The sequence below is a fragment of the Micromonospora sp. CNZ295 genome, from assembly GCF_004217535.1.
In genome coordinates this window covers 925001-942420 of sequence record NZ_SHKZ01000001.1, presented here as the reverse complement: position 1 = coordinate 942420, position 17420 = coordinate 925001, and the positions used below count along the sequence as shown (strand labels likewise).

The following is a 17420-nucleotide window of genomic DNA, read 5'->3' as shown; positions in this document are numbered from 1 at the left end:
CGGATCGCCTCAGCCGAGACGGGCGGCGCGCGACGGCCGGTAGGCGGCGACGGCACGGGCCGCCAGGCGCTCGGTCGCCGCCGCGTCGCCGGCCGCGGCCGCGAGCGCCGCCGCGCCGGGCAACAGCCGGGACGCCAGCCGCAGCGCCAGCCACCCGCCCGCCTGCGCGGCGAGTGGTGCGGCCAACCGCCACGCCGCCTCCGCCGCCCGCGGCCAGGGCCCCGCGCCGGGCCCGTCCAGCGCCCGCGCCGCCGCGAGCGCCGCCCGGGCGCTGTCCGCGTCCGGGTGGACCTGGGTCAGGACCAGCAACTCCACCGCCCGGTCCGGGTGCGCTGGATCGCGGTCGTACGCCGCCGCCAGGTGCAGCACCAGGCTCGCCTGGGTCCAGAGCACCGCCGCCAGCTCGGCGACCGGCGCGAACAGGCCGGCGAGCGCGGCAGCCGCGCCGCCCGCCCCGGCCTGCCGGACGTAGCGCCGGGTCGCCAGCCGGGCCAACCCGTCGCCCCGCACCCCCGGGTACGCCGACCGCAGGCCCGCGGCCCACTCCTGAGCGCGCGGCCCGATGCCCTCGACGGCGGCCAGAGCGAGCAGCTCCGGCGCGAAGCCCGGATGGTCGAACATCCTCCGGGCCACCAGCTCGGGGGTACGCGGCGCGGCGGGCGCCCCAACGCCCGTGGTGGCGGGAGGCTCCTCGACCTCGGGGGCGGCGCCGGCGGTGTTCGTGACGGGACCCTTCTCGGTGGTGCTCTTGGCCGCGATAGGGCTCTCAGCTGCGGTTCGGGTCTCCGCCGTCGTCAGGGTCTTCTCCGGGGCGGCCGTGCGGGCTGTGGCGGTCTTCCGCGCGGCGGCCTTCGTGGCCTTCGCGGCGGTGGCCCGCTTGGCGGCTGGCCGGGCTGGAGCCGACTTCGCCTGGTCAGCAGCCGGCGTCGTGGCCGGCGCCGCCCCCTCGGCGGCCGTCGCGGTCGGTTCGATTGCCGCCGTGGTCCGCTTGGCTGCGGTCCGCTTGGTGGCTGCGGTCTGCGTGGGCACCTTGGCCTGCTTGGTGGCTGCGGTCTGCTTGGGGGCCTCGGCCTGCTTGGTGGCCCGGGTCTGCTTCGTGGGCGTGGGCGCCTCGCTGGGGACCGGTGTCGGCTCGGCGCTGGCCGAGGCAGCGGCACCGTCGGCAGAGCCGGCACCGACGGTTGACGGGGTACGGCCGGCCGGGGCCTTCTTCACCGCCGCCCGCCGGACCCGTGCCGCCGGCGCGGCGGCGGGCTCCGCCGCGGCCGAGGTCGCTGCCGCTGCCGGCCCGGACGGCGGCGTACGCCCCGTGCGATCGGTCACACCGGCCCCGGCGCCGTCGCCGCCCGCTGCCGCCTCGTTGCCGCCCTCGGCCGCCGTCGCTGTCGGCGTATCCGTGGATCTCGGAGAAATCCGGCCCTTCCCCGGACCGCCGCCCGCTGAGGTCTCCGCCGCCGGCGACTCCGCGGCGGTCCGCGGTGCCGGCTGCCGGGGTGCCGGTGGCTCGACCGCCGGTGGCTGGAAGAGCACGTCGGGTGCCGGCTTCGCCCGCCCCGGCCGCCGCTGTTCGCCCTCGCCGTCGACCGGCTTGGGCTCCACCGGGGTCGGCGGCGGGGTGAACATCGCCCGCGGCGAGCGTCGCTGCTTCTCCGCGGGCTCTCGACGGGGTGACTCGCTCGGCGACTGCTCGTGCATATCGATGGAGCGTAGCCTTGATCACGTTCCGGCACAGCGGGGGAATCCCGATGGGCTGCGGAGCCGGTCCGGCGTACGGGAGGAAGTCGCTTTGCTCCCGGTGGGTGGGGCCCTGTATCCTCGGGCCCGGTGGCCTGCGAGGGCCGCCGGGGAGACTTCGCCTAGTCTGGTCTATGGCGCCGCACTGCTAATGCGGTTGGGGTCTTAAAGCCCCTCCCGGGTTCGAATCCCGGAGTCTCCGCGCGAAAGCCGGTCGTGTAGGCTGGCTGAGCACCAGCGCCCGTAGCTCAACGGATAGAGCATCTGACTACGGATCAGAAGGTTAGGGGTTCGAGTCCCTTCGGGCGCGCAAACGATCGAGGCTGTGACCAGCGGAAACGTCGGTCACGGCCTTGACTGCTTCTAGGGATTGGGACGGATCTTCCCAAGATCTGGAATCTGGTGCTCCGATGGTGCTCCGTTGTCACGTGCTGTAGTGGCGGGGGTTCGTGCCGGTGGGTGCTGACCAGTGCGTCTGTATGTCGCCTGGTCTGGATCATGGTCGGAATGCCGGCGCGTGGGCGGCGACCGGTCGGTGTCGTGGATCTTCTCTGCTGGGTGGCTGCCCGGACGGTCGGCCGCCGTTGACCTGGGCTGGCGCACGGTGAGGAGCGCGGGGCGGGACGTCGGGTCAGGGCGAGTATCGGCGGTGACGGTCGGAAGGTCACGCATCTGATTCCACCCTTGCGACCGGCACGGCGGAGCGGGGCAGCGCCGACCCTTCGGTGTGATGGGTTATCGCCTTGCGTTCGGCCGGGCTCCGTCCGCCGTCGCCGCATTTGTGGATCCCGACCGGGGTTTCTCGAGGTTGCGTCCACGGAAGTGGTGTACGACTTGTGATGGGCGTGTTGCGTAGATGAGAGACGGCCATCGCGTCGATCCTTCAAGACGACCAAGTCAGAGAAGGAAGAGGTACGCGATGGCCGCATCAGAGAGTGTGAACCCCGTTGAGCTGCTGTGCGAGCAGATCGAGGGCGCGTCGCCGGATGTGTTGCAGGCGATGGTCAAGACGTTCGCGCAGGCGTTGATGTCCGCCGAGGCGGACGCGATCTGCGGCGCGGGTTACGGGCAGCGCAGTGCGGAGCGGGTGAATTCCCGCAATGGCTACCGGCATCGGGAGTGGGACACCCGTGCTGGGACGATCGATCTGGCGGTGCCGAAGCTGCGCCAGGGTTCGTACTTTCCGGACTGGTTGCTGACTCACCGGCGGCGGGCCGAACAGGCGTTGGTGTCGGTGGTGGCGACGTCGTATCTGCTCGGGGTGTCGACGCGGCGGGTGGAGAAGCTGGTTGAGCAGCTCGGGATCCGGCAGTTGTCGAAGTCGCAGGTCTCGGAGATGGCCGCGCACTTGGACGCGCAGGTCGAGGCGTTCCGCAACCGGCCCCTCGACAGCGGGCATTACACGTTTGTGTGGACCGACGCGCTGACGATGAAGGTCCGTGAGCACGGGCGGACGGTCAACGTCCACGCGCTGATCGCGGTCGGGGTCAACGCCGACGGCGGGCGCGAAGTATGGGGCCTGGAAGTGGTTGACCATTGGTGCGTGCGCCATACGGATCTTGCCCACGATCTGCAGCCACTGGTGCAGTGTTTCCCGCGTATCGGTCCAGTCCGCCAATCGCAGCCGGGGCCACGCCCCGGGTCGGTTGCGCTTCGTGCCTGGTCGTCGCGCCCGCACCCATGCTCGTCATCTTCGCCTGATCCGACGGCTGGCACTCGAAGTTCGGCGGTAAAGCCGCTAAGCGCCCACCCCTCGATCGGCCTCCTGTATGTCGTTCGAAGCCGGGCAGATCGGGTAACGGTCAACAGGTCCCGAGCGGGTCGGGACCTGTTGATCATGAGCCCGGCGGGTGAGGACGGCCTGGACCTACGCCAGGACGCACGCGCTCGTGGTGACCGCGACCGCGACGACTGAATCGATCGCGATCGACGTGCGTTGGAGTATCGCCCGTCGAGGTCTGGGCAAATGGACGCTGACGTCCGCTGCACCGGCCCCGCCGCCGAGTGAGGATGGACCACATGGAGCCAACAGTTGTGGACAACCCATCGGCCGGCCGGTTCGAGATCATGGTAGACGCACAGGTAGCCGGTTTCGCGGAGTACCGGCGCAGGAACGACACCGTCTCCTTCACCCATACCGTGATCGAGTCGAACTTCGAGGGCCGCGGCCTGGGCTCTAGGCTGGCCCGCGGTGCGCTGGACGCCGTCCGCGAAGAGGGATCTGCGGTCCTGCCGTTCTGCCCATTCATCCGCGGCTACATCCAACGTCACCCGGAATACCTCGACCTCGTGCCCACCGACCAACGGACCCGATTCGAACTCGCGCCCGCATCCGCCGCGCCCGACGTCCGCTGAAGGTTCAAGTCACCCTACGCATCAGAAGGCCAGGGGACGCGGGCTTCGAGCCGACGGTCAACGAGGCCGGGGATCAGGGCCGTTGTCGACCTCGCCGTACTCGATCCCGGAGGTCGGGTTGACGGCGGCCCCGTCCTCGGCACCCGGGCCGTAGTCGTCGGGGATACGATCCGCCGCCTGCTGCGCGGCGCTGCGACGCTTCGGCGGTTGACGGTCCTGATCGTGCCCATATGCCGTCGTGTCGTCCACCGGCTGGTTCATCGCCGCTTTCCTCTCCTGGCCGGTGCCAATTACCGGCGGTTCAAGGCCGGCTCCTGGCTCGTACATCCCGCCATGTCCTTGCCCGTCCTCAGGGCCTCGAAACCCGATGACCACCGGCCCCGGATCGTCTCTCTCGCCCGGTGTGCCGATCTTCGTCGTGGACAGCAAACCGTGTTCCTGCCAGCGGTTACCGGCCGCGTCCCGCTCCGTCCGTTGCAGCCCGATGAGCGCGAGGACCAAGCTGCGGGCGCGAACGGGGACCGCGTTGATGTCCCAAACGGTTCAGTTCCAAAGGCGCTGCTCGCCGTGTTGTCCACGGCGGCGCGCTCAGCGCTTCGTCTCGTACCTGGTCAGGATCACGCCGCCGGGAACGTCCGCGTCTCCACCAGGTTCAGATCGGTGCGCCCGCTGCTACCAGCGTGGTAGATGAACATCAATCGCCGGTTTGATGCGCTCCGCCGACCGCGGGCATAAATTCACGCTCACCAGCGCGTGCGCGGGATCGATGCTCATCTTCGAGGTCGTCGGCCGGCCCTGCGTACGCCAGGATGGCAGGTCGGGCCTTCCGACCGAACCAACCCCGAAGGAAAGCCCATGTTTCTGCGTCGCATCGCCGGCCTGGTCGTCACCAGCAGCCTGGCCGCCACCGCGATCCTGACCCCGACCGCCCCGGCAGCTGCGGCGGTCACGTCCGGCGCGGTGTTCAACAATCCGACCGTGTCGAGTCAGCAGTACGCCATCGTCGAACACCTACAGCGACTGATCCAGGGAGCAGCCCAGGACTCCACGATCCGGGTGGCGATCTATCACTTCTCGCTGACTCGGGTGGCGAACGACCTGGCGGCGGCGTACGACCGCGGCGTGAACGTGCAGGTCGTGGTCGACGGAGAGTCCCGCGCCTACCCGGCCGTGACCGGCCTGATCGACAAGTTGGGGACGAATCGGGCCAGCGGGTCCTGGGTGACGGTCTGCACCACCGGGCGCGCCTGCATCGGCAACCTCGGCACACCGATCATGCACAACAAGTTCTTCCTGTTCTCCAACACGCTCGGGTCGACGAATGTGCTGGTGCAGTCCTCGGCCAACCTGACCAACGCCAATGCCGAGCGCTACTGGAACAACGCGGTGACGCTGGTGGGCAACACTGCCGTCTACAACTCCTATGTCGCCTATCACCGCGACCTGGCGGCACAGGTGAAGAACAACGACTACTACCGGACCGAGTCCAGCGGCAACGCCAAGTCGTACTTCTTCCCCCGGGCCGGCACCACCCAGGCCACCGACACGATCTACAACATGCTGAACGAGAACGTCTCCTGCGAGGGCAACAGCTCGACGGGCACCGAGACCGGGCGGACGATCATCCGGATCGGAATGTGGTACTTCAGCCGTAACCCGATCGCCAACAAGCTGCGCGAGTTGGCCGACCGCAAGTGCTGGGTGGAGGTCGTCTACACCGACTCCGACGCCGACGTGCCCAACATCCTCTCCGGGCACAGCCGGATCAGGCTCTACCGGATCAGCGGCACCTACATCGTGCACTCGAAGTACATGCTGATCGAGGGCACCTACGCCGGGAGAAAGGACACCAAGTGGGTGGTGACCGGTAGCCACAACTACTCCAACGCCGCCCTGCGCGAGAACGACGAGGCGCTCCTGCGGATCGAGTCGGCGACCATCCACGATCAGTACCGGTCGAACTTCTGGGCGCTACGCGCCGCCGCCGTGCAGGTCAGCTGACCCGGTGAAGCCGGCCGCGTCGAGCTACCGACGGCTGAGCAGCCGGTATCGATGGTTGCTGGACGGCACGCTAGCGGCGGCGACCGCCGCCGTGAGCCTCGCTATCGGTACCGGCGACTCCACCGGCCTCTATCGGGAATTCGACGCGGTCGGGTGGGGGTTGACCTGCCTGGCGGCCCTGATGTTGGTGGCTCGACGCCGAGCCCCGGTGATCGTGCTGTTGCTCTTCTGCGCGATCTGGGCGGTGTCCATAGCCCTGGGCTACCACCCGGTGGTGAACAGCTCGGGCTCGTTGCTGGCCCTCTACACGGTCGCCGCGACCCGTCCGATCGGCCCGACCGTGGCTGCGGCGTCGGTGCCCGCGGTGGTGTGGCTCTACGGGGGCGCGGTCGACCGGCACGGCTCACTCGTCGCCGCATCGACCCAGAGTCTGGTGTGGCCGGCGGTCGTGTGTTACCTCGGTAGCGCCGCCCGCCGGCTCCACGAGCGTGGTGAGCAGCTCGCGGAGCTCACCGAGCTGTTGCGCCGGGATCGGCAGGAGCTGGCTCGGCGGGCGGTCAGCGACGAGCGCCTCCGCATCGCCCGGGACCTGCATGACGTGGTCGCCCACCACCTGTCGGTGGTCTCGATTCAGGCGGGACTCGCCTGGTATGTGCTGGCCTCCGACCCGCCCGCCGCCCGTTCGGCCCTACGGACCGTCCTGGACACCGTCGGCGAGGCGCTCACCGAGATGCGCGGAATGCTCGGGGTGCTCCGGCCGGGGCAGCCCGGGCCCACCCATCTGGAGCCTCCCGAGTGTTCCGCGCCGGGGCTGGCCGGGCTCGACGACCTGCTGTGCCGAATCCGGGCCACCGGCCTGCCGGTCCGTACCGTGACAACCGGCGTGCCCCGGCCGCTGCCGCCGGGGCCGGACGTGTGTGCCTTCCGGTTCCTCCAGGAGGCCCTGACCAATGTGCTGAACCATGCCGGTAGCGCGACCACCGTCACCCTCGACTACCAGCCCGAGCGGTTCGTCGCCACCGTTGCCGACGAGGGCCCCATGCACCCGGTCCGGCAGCTGCCCCGGCCGACGACCGGCGGTGGGCGGGGCCTGACCGGGATGGCCGAACGTGCCCGACAGTACGACGGCGCCGTCACGGTGGTACGCGACGACGGCTTCACCGTCACGCTCGTCCTGCCGACGCCGTCAGCGGAGCGGCCGGCGCAAGCCTCGTGACATGGCGCTACCCGTGCCCACCAGCCGCTGCCGCGCCGCCGCTCGCACCGGTGCTCCACCGGCCGGAGCGGTTGTCCACAATGACGGGATGACTCGGGTGCTCGTGGTGGACGACCAGGTCCTCATCCGCAGCGGGCTCGCGGCCCTGTTGGGGGCGGCACCCGGGATCGACGTGGTGGGCGAGGCCGACAGCGGCGAACGGGCCGTGGAGCTGGCCGCCGCCACCGCGGCGGACGTCGTCCTGATGGACGTACGGATGCCCGGGATGGGCGGCATCGCCGCCACGGAGCGGATCGTCGCCACAGCCGGTGACCCGGCTCCGAAGGTCATCATCTTGACCACCTTCGACCTGGACGAATACGTCTACGACGCGTTGCGGGCCGGCGCCTCCGGGTTCCTGCTGAAGGACACTCCGCCGGAGCAGTTGCTGCACGCCGTGACCACGGTCGCGGCCGGAACCACGCTGTTCGCGCCAAGCGTCCTGAGACGTCTGGTCGAGGCGTACGTGGCACGGCCGCGCTCCGGGTCCGAGCCGGTGCCGGCGACGCCGACGGAACTGCACGCCCTGACCACCCGGGAACGGGAAGTGCTGCAACTGGTCGGCCGCGGCATGTCGAACCTGGAGATCGCGGAAGGCCTCGTCATCTCCGAGGCAACCGTGAAGACCCACCTGAACCGGACCATGACGAAGCTCGGTCTGACCAGCCGGGCGCAGGCAGTCGTGCTCGCCTACGAGAGCGGCCTGGTGCGACCCGGTCGCCGGCCCTACGGATCGGAGGGACCGGGGTAGCCAGCCTGGACGAAGGTAGGGCTCACGCTTCCCGGCCAGGGTTGGCGGCCGGAGTCGAACGGTCTAGCAGGCCTGGCGGACGGGCATGTCGGCCGACCAGACGTCGGCCAGGTCGCTGAGCGGTACGCCGAGGGCCTGGCTGAGGCAGACCACGGTGCCGAACGCCGGCGCGGGGAGGCGACCCGACTCGATCTTGCGCAGCGTCTCCGGGGAGATGCCGGCTGCCAGGGCCACCTCGCCGAGGCTGCGGCCCGCCCGCGCGGCCCGGAGGGCGGCTCCGAGCCGTTGACCTGCTGCGATCTGTTCGGCGGTGAGCGGTTGGCGAACCATGCCAGCAGGATATCCCGCCGAGCATCTCCGATCCGCCGTGGTATAAAAATACCGCAACCGGGGAGGGAGACCTTAGTGATCGAGCTAAAGTCCGCCGAGGAGATCGGCCGGATGGCGGTGACCGGCCAGTTCGTCGGCGAGCTGCTCGCCGAGCTGAGCGCTGTCGCCGCGGCCGGCGTCAACCTGATGGACCTCGAACACCACGCCCGCCGCCGGATCAAGGAACGCGGCGCCGAATCGTGCTACTGGGACTACGCACCTTCGTTCGGCCGGGGCCCGTTCCGCAACGTCCTGTGCCTGTCGGTCAACGACGCGGTGCTGCACGGTTTGCCGCACGACTACGTCCTGCGGGACGGCGACCTGCTCAGCATCGACATGGCGGTCGGCATCGACGGCTGGGTCGCCGACTCCGCGCTCTCCGTCATCGTCGGCACCCCCGACCCGGCCGACCTGAGGCTGATCGAGGCCACCGAGGTCGCACTCGAGGCCGGTATCGCCGCCGCACAGCCCGGCGGCCGCCTCGGAGACGTCTCCGCCGCCATCGGCGAGGTCGCCCACTCCTACGGTTACGGCGTCAACGGCGAGTTCGGCGGCCACGGCATCGGCCGCACCATGCACGAGGCCCCGCACGTCGCCAACAAGGGCCGCGCTCGCCGCGGCCTGCGGCTCGAGCCCGGCCTCACCATCGCCATCGAGCCCTGGTTCTGCCGGTCCACCGACAAAATCAAGTTCGACAGCGACGGCTGGACGATCCGCTCCGCCGACGGCTCCCGCACCGCCCACTCCGAGCACACGGTCGCCGTCACGGCTGCCGGCCCCCAGGTGCTGACCCGCCGCCCCACGCAGGACGCCAGCTCACCCGATCCCACCCGGAAGCCAGCCACAACCTCCTGACCCACTGCCGTCTCAGGGCGAGATTCGGGCGCACCAGCTCCATGCCGCCCGGAGGGCCACGATCGCCGGGTGAGCCGGGTCCCGCTCCGGGAAAGCGCGGTGGTTCCGGCGGGTCAGGACTTCTCCGCGACGTACGTCCCTCGGGCCGGCAGTGTCACGACCAAGCCCCGCTCCCGGAGCAGCCGAACCGCCGCCCGGACCGTGCCCCGTGCCACGCCGTACTCCTGCTGAAGGGTGGCTTCGCTCGGGAGCGGCTGACGCGGCTTCAGCTTTCCCTCCTCGATCTGTTTGGCGAGGAGGTCTGCGAGCTGGATGTAGAGCGCCACCGGGGACATCTCGTCAACCATGACCGGGACCTTATGGATGGCTAAGAGGACTAGGCTGTTGGGTACGGGCTAGACGTCCTAGACGAGTTGAACGAGTTGGACTACCTTTGGAGGGCGTCGGTAAACCTCGGAGGGGAGCGAACGTTGGGCGTGCCGGAGATCGTGAGCCGCATCCCCTTCTACGTCGAGCAGGCCTCATACTGCGTCGCGCTGCACGAGAAGGCCACCTGTCCGCACTGCACGGACGAAGGCTGCCGGAAGCTGGACGAGGCGGCCGGCGTCCTGGCCACGTTCCGCGCGGATCGGGCTGAGCGCAGGCGGCTGCGTAGGGCAACTCAGTAGGTGATTCGCGGCAGTCGATCAAACCACCGTGCGCGCCGGGCGGAAGCGTGCCGGGCGTCGTAGGCTCGCGGCATGGCCGGGAACGTGTCGGGGTCCCGTACGTTCAGGCTCGCGCTGGTTCGGGACCTGCCTCAGTCCACGTTCTCGCTGGCACGGATGACTGCCAGCGCCGCGGCTACCTGACCAGCCCAAGGCGAGCAGATCGGAGCTCCAGCGATGATCCAGCCAACTTCAGGTGCCGCGCACTCGCCCGTTGCGCCAAAGCCGTCGCTGCCGGCGGAGCAGAGCACGGCAGCCACGGACTTCGAGTCGCGTACGGGCACCGCCGCCGCCGACACCGGTGACCTCGTCGATGAGTGGGGGAGGCAGTCGTTCCCCGCCAGCGATCCGCCAGCCAACTGGTGACGCGCCCGTCGCGGCCGCGGTGGTGCCGGGCCTGCTGATGCCGCTGATCGCGTACCCCCCACGACGGGCATCGATGTTATCGCCAACATGATGATCGCGCAGGCACTCGTTTGGGTCGGAGTGACATGACGCCTGCCGGGAGTGGGTCGGGAGTGGTTGCGCCACGGATCGCGGCCCGCTGACTCCGCCACTCGGCGAAGATTGCGACTTGACGAACGGATTGTTATCGCCCACAGTCGATGGTCAGGGGCGGCAAGGCCGTCGGCTTACCGGGCAAGCCCTGCCGCGCCGGCCCCTGGATCAGGCGTGCGCCAGAGCAACCGGAAGTCTGTTAACGCTAACAATCCATACCCGAGAATCCAGCCATGAGTCGTGCAGCGCCCAGCTTGAGAGGGTCGGGCCGGCTCGTGGTTGGTGGAGGAGGATCATGTTCGCCTTTGGTAGATCCCCATCGACAGCGCCGCCGTCGCGGCGGCGCGGGCGACTGCTACGGGTCGTCGCCGCCGGCGTGACGGCGTTGGTGGTCGGTGGCGCGGCCGCGGTGGTCGCCTCGACGCCCGCCGCCGCGGCGACGGTCGACACGAGCGCGTGGTACGTGCTGCTCAACCGCAACAGCGGCAAGGCCCTGGACGTGTACAACCTGGCCACCAACGACGGCGCCCGCATCGTGCAGTGGACGCGGAACAACGGCAACCAGCAGCAGTGGCAGTTCGTGGACTCCGGCGGTGGCTACTACCGGCTGCGGTCGCGGCTGTCCGGCAAGGTCCTGGACGTCTACAACTGGTCGACCGCCAACGGTGCCAGCATCGTGCAGTGGTCCGATCACAACGGGAACAACCAGCAGTTCCGGTTGGCCGACTCCGACGGCGGCTACGTCCGGTTGATCAGCCGGCACAGCAACAAGGTGGTGGAGGTGCAGGGCGCGTCGACCGCCGACGGTGGAAACATCGTGCAGTACGACGACTGGAACGGTGCCAACCAGCAGTGGCAGCTCGTCCGTGTCGACGGCGGGGGCACCCCGACGACGCCGCCGCCGACCACGCCGCCGCCCGGCACCTGCTCGCTCCCGTCGACGTACCGCTGGTCGTCGACCGGTGCGCTGGCGCAACCGAGGTCGGGGTGGGTTTCGCTCAAGGACTTCACCCACGCCCCCTACAACGGCAGGCAGCTCGTCTACGCGACCACGCACGACACCGGAACGACCTGGGGCTCGATGAACTTCGGCCTCTTCACGAACTGGTCGGACATGGGCTCGGCCAGCCAGAACCAGATGCCGTTCGCGGCTGTCGCACCCTCGCTGTTCTACTTCGCGCCGCGGAACATCTGGGTGCTCGCCTACCAGTGGGGTGGACCGGCGTTCTCCTACCGGACGTCGACCGACCCGACCAACGTGAACAGCTGGTCGGCCCACCAGACGCTCTTCACCGGCAGCATCTCCAACTCCTCCACCGGGCCCATCGACCAGGCGCTCATCGGTGACGACCAGAACATGTACCTGTTCTTCGCCGGGGACAACGGCAGGATCTACCGGGCCAGCATGCCGATCGGGAACTTCCCGGGCAGCTTCGGCTCGAACTACACGACGATCATGACCGACACGACCAACAACCTGTTCGAAGGGGTCCAGGTCTACAAGCTCCAGGGCCAGAACCGGTACCTCATGCTCGTCGAGGCGATCGGGTCGCAGGGTCGCTACTTCCGGTCGTTCACCGCCACCAGCCTGGGCGGTTCGTGGACGCCGCAGGCCGCGACCGAGAGCAATCCGTTCGCCGGCAAGGCCAACAGTGGCGCCACCTGGACCAACGACATCAGTCACGGCGAGCTGATCCGCACCAACGCCGATCAGACCATGACCGTTGACCCCTGCAACCTGCGGTTGCTCTACCAGGGACGTTCCCCCAACTCCGGCGGCGACTACGGGCTCCTGCCCTACCGGCCGGGTCTGCTGACGCTGCAACGCTAGTGGCGTGCCGCACCTCCGGCTCGGATGGAGCCGGAGCGGGCGGGCTCGGCGCACGGCCGAGCCCGCCCGGGCCACCCGGCTAGCCGGACCATCCCGCGGGCGAGCCGGTCAGGCGCCGGACGATCCCAGTCGCCGTGCCTCGGCGGTCGCCTCGTCGACCCGCCGCTCCGCCGTGCTGGTGCGCTGCACCACCTGCAGGAGCACCTGCTTGACGCTCTCCAGAGTCTGCAGCAGCGCCCCCGGCTGGCCGCCCTGCAGGACGACCGTGACGAGCTGCTGTGCCTCGCTGACCTGGACGATGGTGGCGGCGGACGCGGTGCGGAGGCCCGCGATGCCCGCCCGTACCGGGCCCAGCCCGGCGACGGTCTCCTCCGGCGTCGCCTCCCGGGGGACCGCTGCCGTCGCCGTCGTCGTCTCACCGACCGAGGTGGCGAGACCCCCCAGCCGGCCCTGCACCGCGGCGACCGCACCGCGTACCCGGGTCAGGCCCGCCGCGACCGCCGCGAAGCCGGCGCCGGCGGCGCGGAGCGCGACCTCCTGGGCCTGGTGGTCGGCGGTCGCGGCGAGGGCCCGCGCCCGCTCGACGCCGGCACCGAGGGTACGCAGCTCGGTGGCGATCTTCTCGATGTGCGTCACGGACGGTTTCCTCCCTGCAGGGGCGAACGCGGGTCCACAGGCGACCGCCGGTATCCGGGCGCCACCTGCCATTGGTAGTCTCGCCCGTCCCGGGGGAGGACGAAGAACCGGACCGTGAGGTGGTGGCAATGGGGGGCATCGATCCGTCTGGCCTCAGCCGATCGCTGGAGGAAGCGATGCGGCTGTTGCGCCAGGCCACCGGCGAGGGCACGGCCCAACCGGACGACCGACCGGACACACCGGACGTCGACGGGCTGGTCGGGCGCGGCAGCGGGGGTGACGGGCTGGTCGAGGCGGAGGTGTCCGCCTTCGGTCGCCTCGAGTCGCTGGTGATCGACCCGGGCCTGCTGCGGGCCGGCACGTCGGCCATCGCCGAGTACGTCCTGGCGGCCGTCCGGGCCGCGCAGGACGACGAGCGTGCCCGGCGCGCGGAGACGCTCGGCGGTGCGGTGCCCGACACCGGAGCCCTGACCCGGCAGCTCGAACGCGTCTCGGAGGACGCCTTCCGGGGCTTCGACCGCATGATCAGCGACCTCGACGCCGCCACCCGCCGGATCGAACGGCGGTGACGGCGTGTCCGACGGGATCGAGGTCGACGTCGCGGCGTTGCGTGCCGCCGCGGGTTCGCTCGGCACGACGGGCCAGCAGCTCGGCGGGGAGGTCACCGGCCTCGAGGGCACGGTGACCGGCTCGGGCAGCCCGTGGGGCTCCGACGAGGCGGGCTCGCTCTTCGGCGCCGTCTACGTCGAGGTGCTGACGCACGCCCTGGACGTCTACCGGTCGATGGCCGACCAGTTGCTGGAGGTCACCGAGAACCTCACCGGCAGCGCCGACGCCTACGAGGCGATCGAGACCAGCAACGCCGAACTCTTCAACCGGATGGAGCTGCCCGGTGGGTATGCAGCTGCCTCCTGAGCTCGCGGAGGCCCTGGGCTGGGTCGGTTTCACCTGGCCGACCGCGGACGAGGAACTGCTGTTCCAGGCGTCGCAGATGTGGTTCGCGTTCGCCGGTCGGCTGCGTGCCGCCGTCGGGGACGCGGAGAAGGGCGCCGCCCAGGTCTGGGGAACCAACCGCGGCGACGACGTCCGGGCGTTCGAGCAGGTGTGGCGCGGTGAGGAGGGTCCGCCGCGCCGGATGGAGGACGGCGCGCAGGCCGCCGAGCTGATCGGCATGGCCCTGCTCGTGATGGCGATCATCACCCTCACGCAGAAGATCCTCGTGATCATCCAGCTGGTGATCCTCGTCGTTCAGGTGGCGATGGCGCTGGCCGCCGCCGCACCCAGCCTCGGCGCCTCGCTCGCCCAGATCCCGGTCTCGATCGGCGTCGCCCGGATGGCCATCCAGCGGATCGTCAAGGAGGTAGTCGAGCGGGTCGTCAAGGAGATCATCCCCCGGCTGCTGAAACGGGCCAAGACGCTGCTCCGCCGGTTCAGCCGCCGGGGCGGCCGGGGTCCCGGCCGTGGCCCACGGCCCGGCATCCCGGGCCCGCACACCACGCCGCGCTACCACAACACGAAGCCGATGCTCGACAAGTACCGGAACGAGCACCTACCCGGCGGCTTCTTCCCGACACCGGTGCGCCGGCTCACCCCTGAACAACTGGAGGAGCACCGGGTCTTCTTCGACGGCGACGGCATCCTGCGCAGCGCCAAGGACGGTCGGCCCTACGACACGTCCGCCTCCAGCACCGTGTTCAGCGGCGACGGTCAGGCCATCTTCGTGATGGACCGCAACGGCAACATCTACGCGTCCACGTACCAGAAGGTCGGCGACTTCCACCACTCCACTCTGGGCAACGGACAGCCGGTCGCCGCCGCCGGTGAGCTGGTGGTCAAGGACGGTAGGGTGCAGCTCGCGACCGCCCGGAGCGGCCACTACCAGCCCGACCCGGGCCACATGGCGAACCTCGACGCCGAGTTCAAGCGCAACGGCCTCGGCAACGTCCCGATCCACAGCTGGGACGGCAGCCGGATCTTCTAGGGAGACAGCGGAGCATGAGCAGCGACAGCTGGAAGGGCCACGTCAACGGGATCCTCTACGGCATCCAGTTCGACCGGGCACTCGACGACGCCGTCGTCGCGCGGGTCGCCGACGGGGTGGTCGGCGGGAACTACCCGGGCGACCGCGCCGAGACCCTGGACGCGCTCACCCAGGCACTGCGCTACCCGGGGCCGCTCAACGACCAGGTCGAGGCCCCGCACAGCGAGGAGACCATCCGCGAGTTCCTGGGCCGGCTCTCGGCGGCCCTCGCGGCCCGCGGCTGACGGCCCGGGCCCAGGGGTACGCCGGCAGGTCGGTCGGACCGGCGCCGGGGCCGCACCGCACTCCTCGGCCGGCCCGGCGTGTCCCAGCACGCCGGCCCGCTCAAATAGCGGCGGAGGTGGGCCGCTGTTTATGGCGCTCCGGAACATACGGCTGCGAATTTCGTCATATTCGAGCTGCCTCATGCGTCTGCGGCCGTCGTCCCAGGTCAACGGGGGGCGGATTGGCGATCGGCACATCGAGCGGTAATCGGTAGTGGCTCCACGGCACATTCGGCCGACCCCGCCCGAACACCATTCTGGTCGCGAATCAGCCGGACCGGAGAAGGGTGAAAAATGTTCCGTGCCATTCGTCGAGCCGCAATGGTGCTCGCGCTCACGGTGGGGCTGCTCGCCGGGACGGGTGCCGCCGCACAGGCCGCCGTCAACCCCGCCACTCCCCAGTCGCTGTGCGGCCTGGGCTACGTCCTGCGCGACCAGGACCCGATCCACCACACGCAGACCGGCGAGCGCCTTGGCACCGTCTACCTGATGTACAACCCGCTCGTCGGCTACGCCTGCACGGTCACCGTCAAGTCCGCGTACGTCGGCGCGCTGACCCGCACCCAGGTCTACCTGGCCGCCCAGTACCTGCCCACCCACTCCGACGACGGGAACCGGCTCTACGCCGCCGGCCCGGCCCGGGCGTACGTCCTGGGTGGCTGCGCGATCTGGGGCGGCTTCATGGCCGATGCCGCCGGCACGATCCACTACCACGACCGCGCGAACCCGGCGATCGGCGGCATCGGCACCTGCTTCTGACGCCCGAGGCCCGGCCCGTGCCACTCGGCGCGGGCCGGTCCGCCGGGGCCTGGGCCGGGCCGGGCCGGGCCGGGCCGGGCCGGAAGAGCTTCGCGCGCACCGTCGCGGTTGCAGGCGTCGGCCGGGCCGCGACCCGGTGGCATACTCGGGCGCCATGGTGTTGTCGCGTGGCTGGGCGCTCTTCCTCGTCGCCGTGGGCGTCTGGACCTGGGTGATCTGGCCCCGCTTCGCCGTCGCCATCTGGCAGGACCCCCGGTCCTGGACGAGCGGGGTGGTCGGGGACTTCCCGGCGACCGGCTTCCTGTGGGTCCACGCCCTCCTGATCGGAGCCTCCCTGGCCATCGGCACCACCGTCGGAGTGCTCGGCGTCCGCGGCGTCCTCGCCGCCCGGCGTTCCTCGGCCGGCTGAGGCGGGCGGGCTCCCGAGCCGGCGCGCGGCACGTTGTAGCCGTCGGCGGCGCCGTCCCGAGTCAGGGGCCACCGGGGCGGCCTCCGGGGCCACGGGCTATCGAGCGGAAGGCGTCAGCTGCGCCGCGAGTCGCCTTCCGGTACCGGCCGGAATCGTCGCCGGCGTCGGCTGACGCAACCTTCGGAGGGCGTGTGACGGGCGTCGCTACCCCCCGATTTGACGTTCAAACCCACAGCCGCGTAACTTTCTCTCTGCCGGTCGGGAACGGGGCAAACAGGGCGAAAGCCCAGGAGCCCGGGAACGGATCGGCACCGACGGGCAGCGGGTTCCACCCCTGTTCCGCCGGGCCGGGCGGGGCCCCGCCAGATCTGCCACGAGGCCGATTTGGCGCGGCGAAACCGACCGGGTATGGTTAACGACCGGCAGGGCACCGGGCGAGCCAGCGGGAGACCGCGGCGGCCGGTTCTGCCGAATCCGATGATCACGTGCGGTGGATTATCGCTGCGCGCGCTCACCGGAGCCGAGCCGTACGAAGCATGACAGACCGGGACACACGGTTTGACACGGCAGAGACGGTGAGGTAACGTAGTAAAAGTGCCCGGCCGCGTGTCGGGTGGGACGGTTGCCCCGGATGGGTGCCTGCGGTTTGTGGGTGTCTTGATGGTGTGTGGTTGTTCTTTGAGAACTCAACAGGGTGCTTGATAAGCCAGTGCCAATTGTTTTATACCCTGGACTGGTCGGGCCTTTTTGGTCTTGGCTGGTTTTGGATTCCTTTGGCAACTTTTGTTGTTGTCGGGATTTTCTTCAATTTTTTGTTGGAGAGTTTGATCCTGGCTCAGGACGAACGCTGGCGGCGTGCTTAACACATGCAAGTCGAGCGGAAAGGCCCTTCGGGGTACTCGAGCGGCGAACGGGTGAGTAACACGTGAGCAACCTGCCCTAGGCTTTGGGATAAC

Annotated in this window: 18 protein-coding genes, 2 tRNA genes, 1 rRNA gene and 2 pseudogenes (1 of these 23 cut by a window edge); 17 read left to right on the top strand and 6 right to left on the bottom strand. The window is 69.9% G+C overall.

All coding sequences use genetic code 11. The features are described from left to right. Nucleotides 1-9 precede the first annotated feature (9 nt). Complete coding sequence (locus EV376_RS30710) at nucleotides 10-1695, bottom strand: hypothetical protein (RefSeq protein ID WP_486482512.1); 1686 nt, start codon at nucleotides 1693-1695, stop codon at nucleotides 10-12. A gap of 150 nt (nucleotides 1696-1845) precedes the next feature. Here EV376_RS30710 and EV376_RS04410 point away from each other — a divergent pair. The 3 genes and pseudogenes from EV376_RS04410 to EV376_RS04400 form a co-directional block, all read left to right on the top strand. After that, nucleotides 1846-1936, top strand: a tRNA-Ser gene (locus EV376_RS04410). Nucleotides 1937-1971: 35 nt separating this feature from the next. Beyond that, nucleotides 1972-2044: transfer RNA gene (locus EV376_RS04405), tRNA-Arg, on the top strand. A 609-nt stretch (nucleotides 2045-2653) separates the two neighbouring features. Next, nucleotides 2654-3262: pseudogene (locus EV376_RS04400) on the top strand (IS256 family transposase); the annotation flags it as partial. Nucleotides 3263-3307: 45 nt separating this feature from the next. Here EV376_RS04400 and EV376_RS30705 read toward each other — a convergent pair. Continuing rightward, a pseudogene (locus tag EV376_RS30705) lies at nucleotides 3308-3412 on the bottom strand (hypothetical protein); the annotation flags it as partial. 341 nt (nucleotides 3413-3753) lie between these two features. Here EV376_RS30705 and EV376_RS04395 point away from each other — a divergent pair. Continuing rightward, complete coding sequence (locus EV376_RS04395) at nucleotides 3754-4089, top strand: GNAT family N-acetyltransferase (protein ID WP_130328514.1); 336 nt, start codon at nucleotides 3754-3756, stop codon at nucleotides 4087-4089. Nucleotides 4090-4146: 57 nt separating this feature from the next. Here EV376_RS04395 and EV376_RS04390 read toward each other — a convergent pair whose 3' ends face one another. After that, nucleotides 4147-4590 (bottom strand): hypothetical protein, encoded by a 444-nt coding sequence (locus EV376_RS04390; protein ID WP_130320872.1) that lies wholly within the window; start codon nucleotides 4588-4590, stop codon nucleotides 4147-4149. 354 nt (nucleotides 4591-4944) lie between these two features. Between EV376_RS04390 and EV376_RS04385 the strand changes: the two genes are divergently transcribed. The 3 genes from EV376_RS04385 (at nucleotide 4945) to EV376_RS04375 (ending at nucleotide 8096) form a co-directional block, all read left to right on the top strand. After that, a complete protein-coding gene (locus EV376_RS04385; protein ID WP_130320871.1) occupies nucleotides 4945-6090 on the top strand; it encodes a phospholipase D-like domain-containing protein in 1146 nt (381 codons plus the stop codon). Nucleotides 6091-6094: 4 nt separating this feature from the next. Continuing rightward, nucleotides 6095-7306 carry a histidine kinase gene (locus EV376_RS04380; protein ID WP_130320870.1) on the top strand — a complete coding sequence of 404 codons (1212 nt, stop codon included), beginning with the start codon at nucleotides 6095-6097 and terminating at the stop codon, nucleotides 7304-7306. A gap of 88 nt (nucleotides 7307-7394) precedes the next feature. Next, nucleotides 7395-8096 carry a response regulator transcription factor gene (locus tag EV376_RS04375; RefSeq protein ID WP_130320869.1) on the top strand — a complete coding sequence of 234 codons (702 nt, stop codon included), beginning with the start codon at nucleotides 7395-7397 and terminating at the stop codon, nucleotides 8094-8096. Nucleotides 8097-8159: 63 nt separating this feature from the next. Here the strand turns inward: EV376_RS04375 and EV376_RS04370 are convergent, their stop codons facing one another. Next, nucleotides 8160-8426 carry a helix-turn-helix domain-containing protein gene (locus tag EV376_RS04370; protein WP_130320868.1) on the bottom strand — a complete coding sequence of 89 codons (267 nt, stop codon included), beginning with the start codon at nucleotides 8424-8426 and terminating at the stop codon, nucleotides 8160-8162. Nucleotides 8427-8501: 75 nt separating this feature from the next. On the opposite strand from EV376_RS04370, the gene map reads away from it, so the two are divergent. Further along, nucleotides 8502-9320 carry a type I methionyl aminopeptidase gene (gene map / locus EV376_RS04365; RefSeq protein ID WP_130320867.1) on the top strand — a complete coding sequence of 273 codons (819 nt, stop codon included), beginning with the start codon at nucleotides 8502-8504 and terminating at the stop codon, nucleotides 9318-9320. Between the two features lie 113 nt (nucleotides 9321-9433). On the opposite strand, the gene EV376_RS04360 is transcribed toward map, so the two are convergent. Beyond that, entirely contained in the window at nucleotides 9434-9667 is a 234-nt protein-coding gene (locus EV376_RS04360; protein ID WP_130320866.1) for a GntR family transcriptional regulator, read from the bottom strand. Nucleotides 9668-9808: 141 nt separating this feature from the next. Here EV376_RS04360 and EV376_RS04355 point away from each other — a divergent pair, with 141 nt between their 5' ends. Both EV376_RS04355 and EV376_RS04350 read left to right on the top strand, forming a co-directional pair. After that, nucleotides 9809-9988 carry a hypothetical protein gene (locus EV376_RS04355; RefSeq protein ID WP_130320865.1) on the top strand — a complete coding sequence of 60 codons (180 nt, stop codon included), beginning with the start codon at nucleotides 9809-9811 and terminating at the stop codon, nucleotides 9986-9988. Nucleotides 9989-10820: 832 nt separating this feature from the next. Next, nucleotides 10821-12356 (top strand): non-reducing end alpha-L-arabinofuranosidase family hydrolase, encoded by a 1536-nt coding sequence (locus EV376_RS04350; protein ID WP_130320864.1) that lies wholly within the window; start codon nucleotides 10821-10823, stop codon nucleotides 12354-12356. Nucleotides 12357-12464: 108 nt separating this feature from the next. Here EV376_RS04350 and EV376_RS04345 read toward each other — a convergent pair whose 3' ends face one another. After that, nucleotides 12465-12992, bottom strand: a complete 528-nt coding sequence (locus EV376_RS04345; protein ID WP_130320863.1) for a DUF6244 family protein — start codon at nucleotides 12990-12992, stop codon at nucleotides 12465-12467. Nucleotides 12993-13168: 176 nt separating this feature from the next. Here EV376_RS04345 and EV376_RS04340 point away from each other — a divergent pair, with 176 nt between their 5' ends. From EV376_RS04340 to EV376_RS04310, 7 genes are all read left to right on the top strand, one after another. Next, the gene (locus EV376_RS04340; protein ID WP_165437953.1) at nucleotides 13169-13561 is read left to right on the top strand and encodes a YbaB/EbfC family nucleoid-associated protein; all 393 of its coding nucleotides are present in this window, start codon (nucleotides 13169-13171) and stop codon (nucleotides 13559-13561) included. Between the two features lie 4 nt (nucleotides 13562-13565). Then, nucleotides 13566-13907, top strand: coding sequence for a WXG100 family type VII secretion target (locus EV376_RS04335; protein ID WP_130320861.1), 342 nt, complete (start codon nucleotides 13566-13568; stop codon nucleotides 13905-13907). Further along, nucleotides 13891-14973 (top strand): WXG100-like domain-containing protein, encoded by a 1083-nt coding sequence (locus tag EV376_RS04330; protein WP_486482860.1) that lies wholly within the window; start codon nucleotides 13891-13893, stop codon nucleotides 14971-14973. Before EV376_RS04335 ends, EV376_RS04330 begins: the two co-directional genes overlap by 17 nt. 14 nt (nucleotides 14974-14987) lie before the next feature. Further along, nucleotides 14988-15257, top strand: a complete 270-nt coding sequence (locus tag EV376_RS04325; RefSeq protein ID WP_130320859.1) for a hypothetical protein — start codon at nucleotides 14988-14990, stop codon at nucleotides 15255-15257. A 333-nt stretch (nucleotides 15258-15590) separates the two neighbouring features. Next, nucleotides 15591-16055, top strand: a complete 465-nt coding sequence (locus EV376_RS04320; RefSeq protein ID WP_130320858.1) for a hypothetical protein — start codon at nucleotides 15591-15593, stop codon at nucleotides 16053-16055. A 154-nt stretch (nucleotides 16056-16209) separates the two neighbouring features. Beyond that, nucleotides 16210-16464 carry an SCO4848 family membrane protein gene (locus EV376_RS04315; protein WP_130320857.1) on the top strand — a complete coding sequence of 85 codons (255 nt, stop codon included), beginning with the start codon at nucleotides 16210-16212 and terminating at the stop codon, nucleotides 16462-16464. An 812-nt stretch (nucleotides 16465-17276) separates the two neighbouring features. Beyond that, nucleotides 17277-17420 (top strand): 16S ribosomal RNA (locus EV376_RS04310); it runs 1373 nt beyond the window's last position.

Excerpts from the sequence above, each read along its gene's own strand:
- EV376_RS30710 (WP_486482512.1), bottom strand. The coding sequence starts at position 1,695 with ATGCACGAGCAGTCGCCGAGCGAGTCACCCCGTCGAGAGCCCGCGGAG.
- EV376_RS04395 (WP_130328514.1), top strand. The coding sequence starts at position 3,754 with ATGGAGCCAACAGTTGTGGACAACCCATCGGCCGGCCGGTTCGAGATC.
- EV376_RS04385 (WP_130320871.1), top strand. The coding sequence starts at position 4,945 with ATGTTTCTGCGTCGCATCGCCGGCCTGGTCGTCACCAGCAGCCTGGCC.
- EV376_RS04375 (WP_130320869.1), top strand. The coding sequence starts at position 7,395 with ATGACTCGGGTGCTCGTGGTGGACGACCAGGTCCTCATCCGCAGCGGG.
- EV376_RS04370 (WP_130320868.1), bottom strand. The coding sequence starts at position 8,426 with ATGGTTCGCCAACCGCTCACCGCCGAACAGATCGCAGCAGGTCAACGG.
- EV376_RS04360 (WP_130320866.1), bottom strand. The coding sequence starts at position 9,667 with ATGGTTGACGAGATGTCCCCGGTGGCGCTCTACATCCAGCTCGCAGAC.
- EV376_RS04350 (WP_130320864.1), top strand. The coding sequence starts at position 10,821 with ATGTTCGCCTTTGGTAGATCCCCATCGACAGCGCCGCCGTCGCGGCGG.
- EV376_RS04340 (WP_165437953.1), top strand. The coding sequence starts at position 13,169 with ATGCGGCTGTTGCGCCAGGCCACCGGCGAGGGCACGGCCCAACCGGAC.
- EV376_RS04330 (WP_486482860.1), top strand. The coding sequence starts at position 13,891 with ATGCAGCTGCCTCCTGAGCTCGCGGAGGCCCTGGGCTGGGTCGGTTTC.
- EV376_RS04325 (WP_130320859.1), top strand. The coding sequence starts at position 14,988 with ATGAGCAGCGACAGCTGGAAGGGCCACGTCAACGGGATCCTCTACGGC.
- EV376_RS04320 (WP_130320858.1), top strand. The coding sequence starts at position 15,591 with ATGTTCCGTGCCATTCGTCGAGCCGCAATGGTGCTCGCGCTCACGGTG.
- EV376_RS04315 (WP_130320857.1), top strand. The coding sequence starts at position 16,210 with ATGGTGTTGTCGCGTGGCTGGGCGCTCTTCCTCGTCGCCGTGGGCGTC.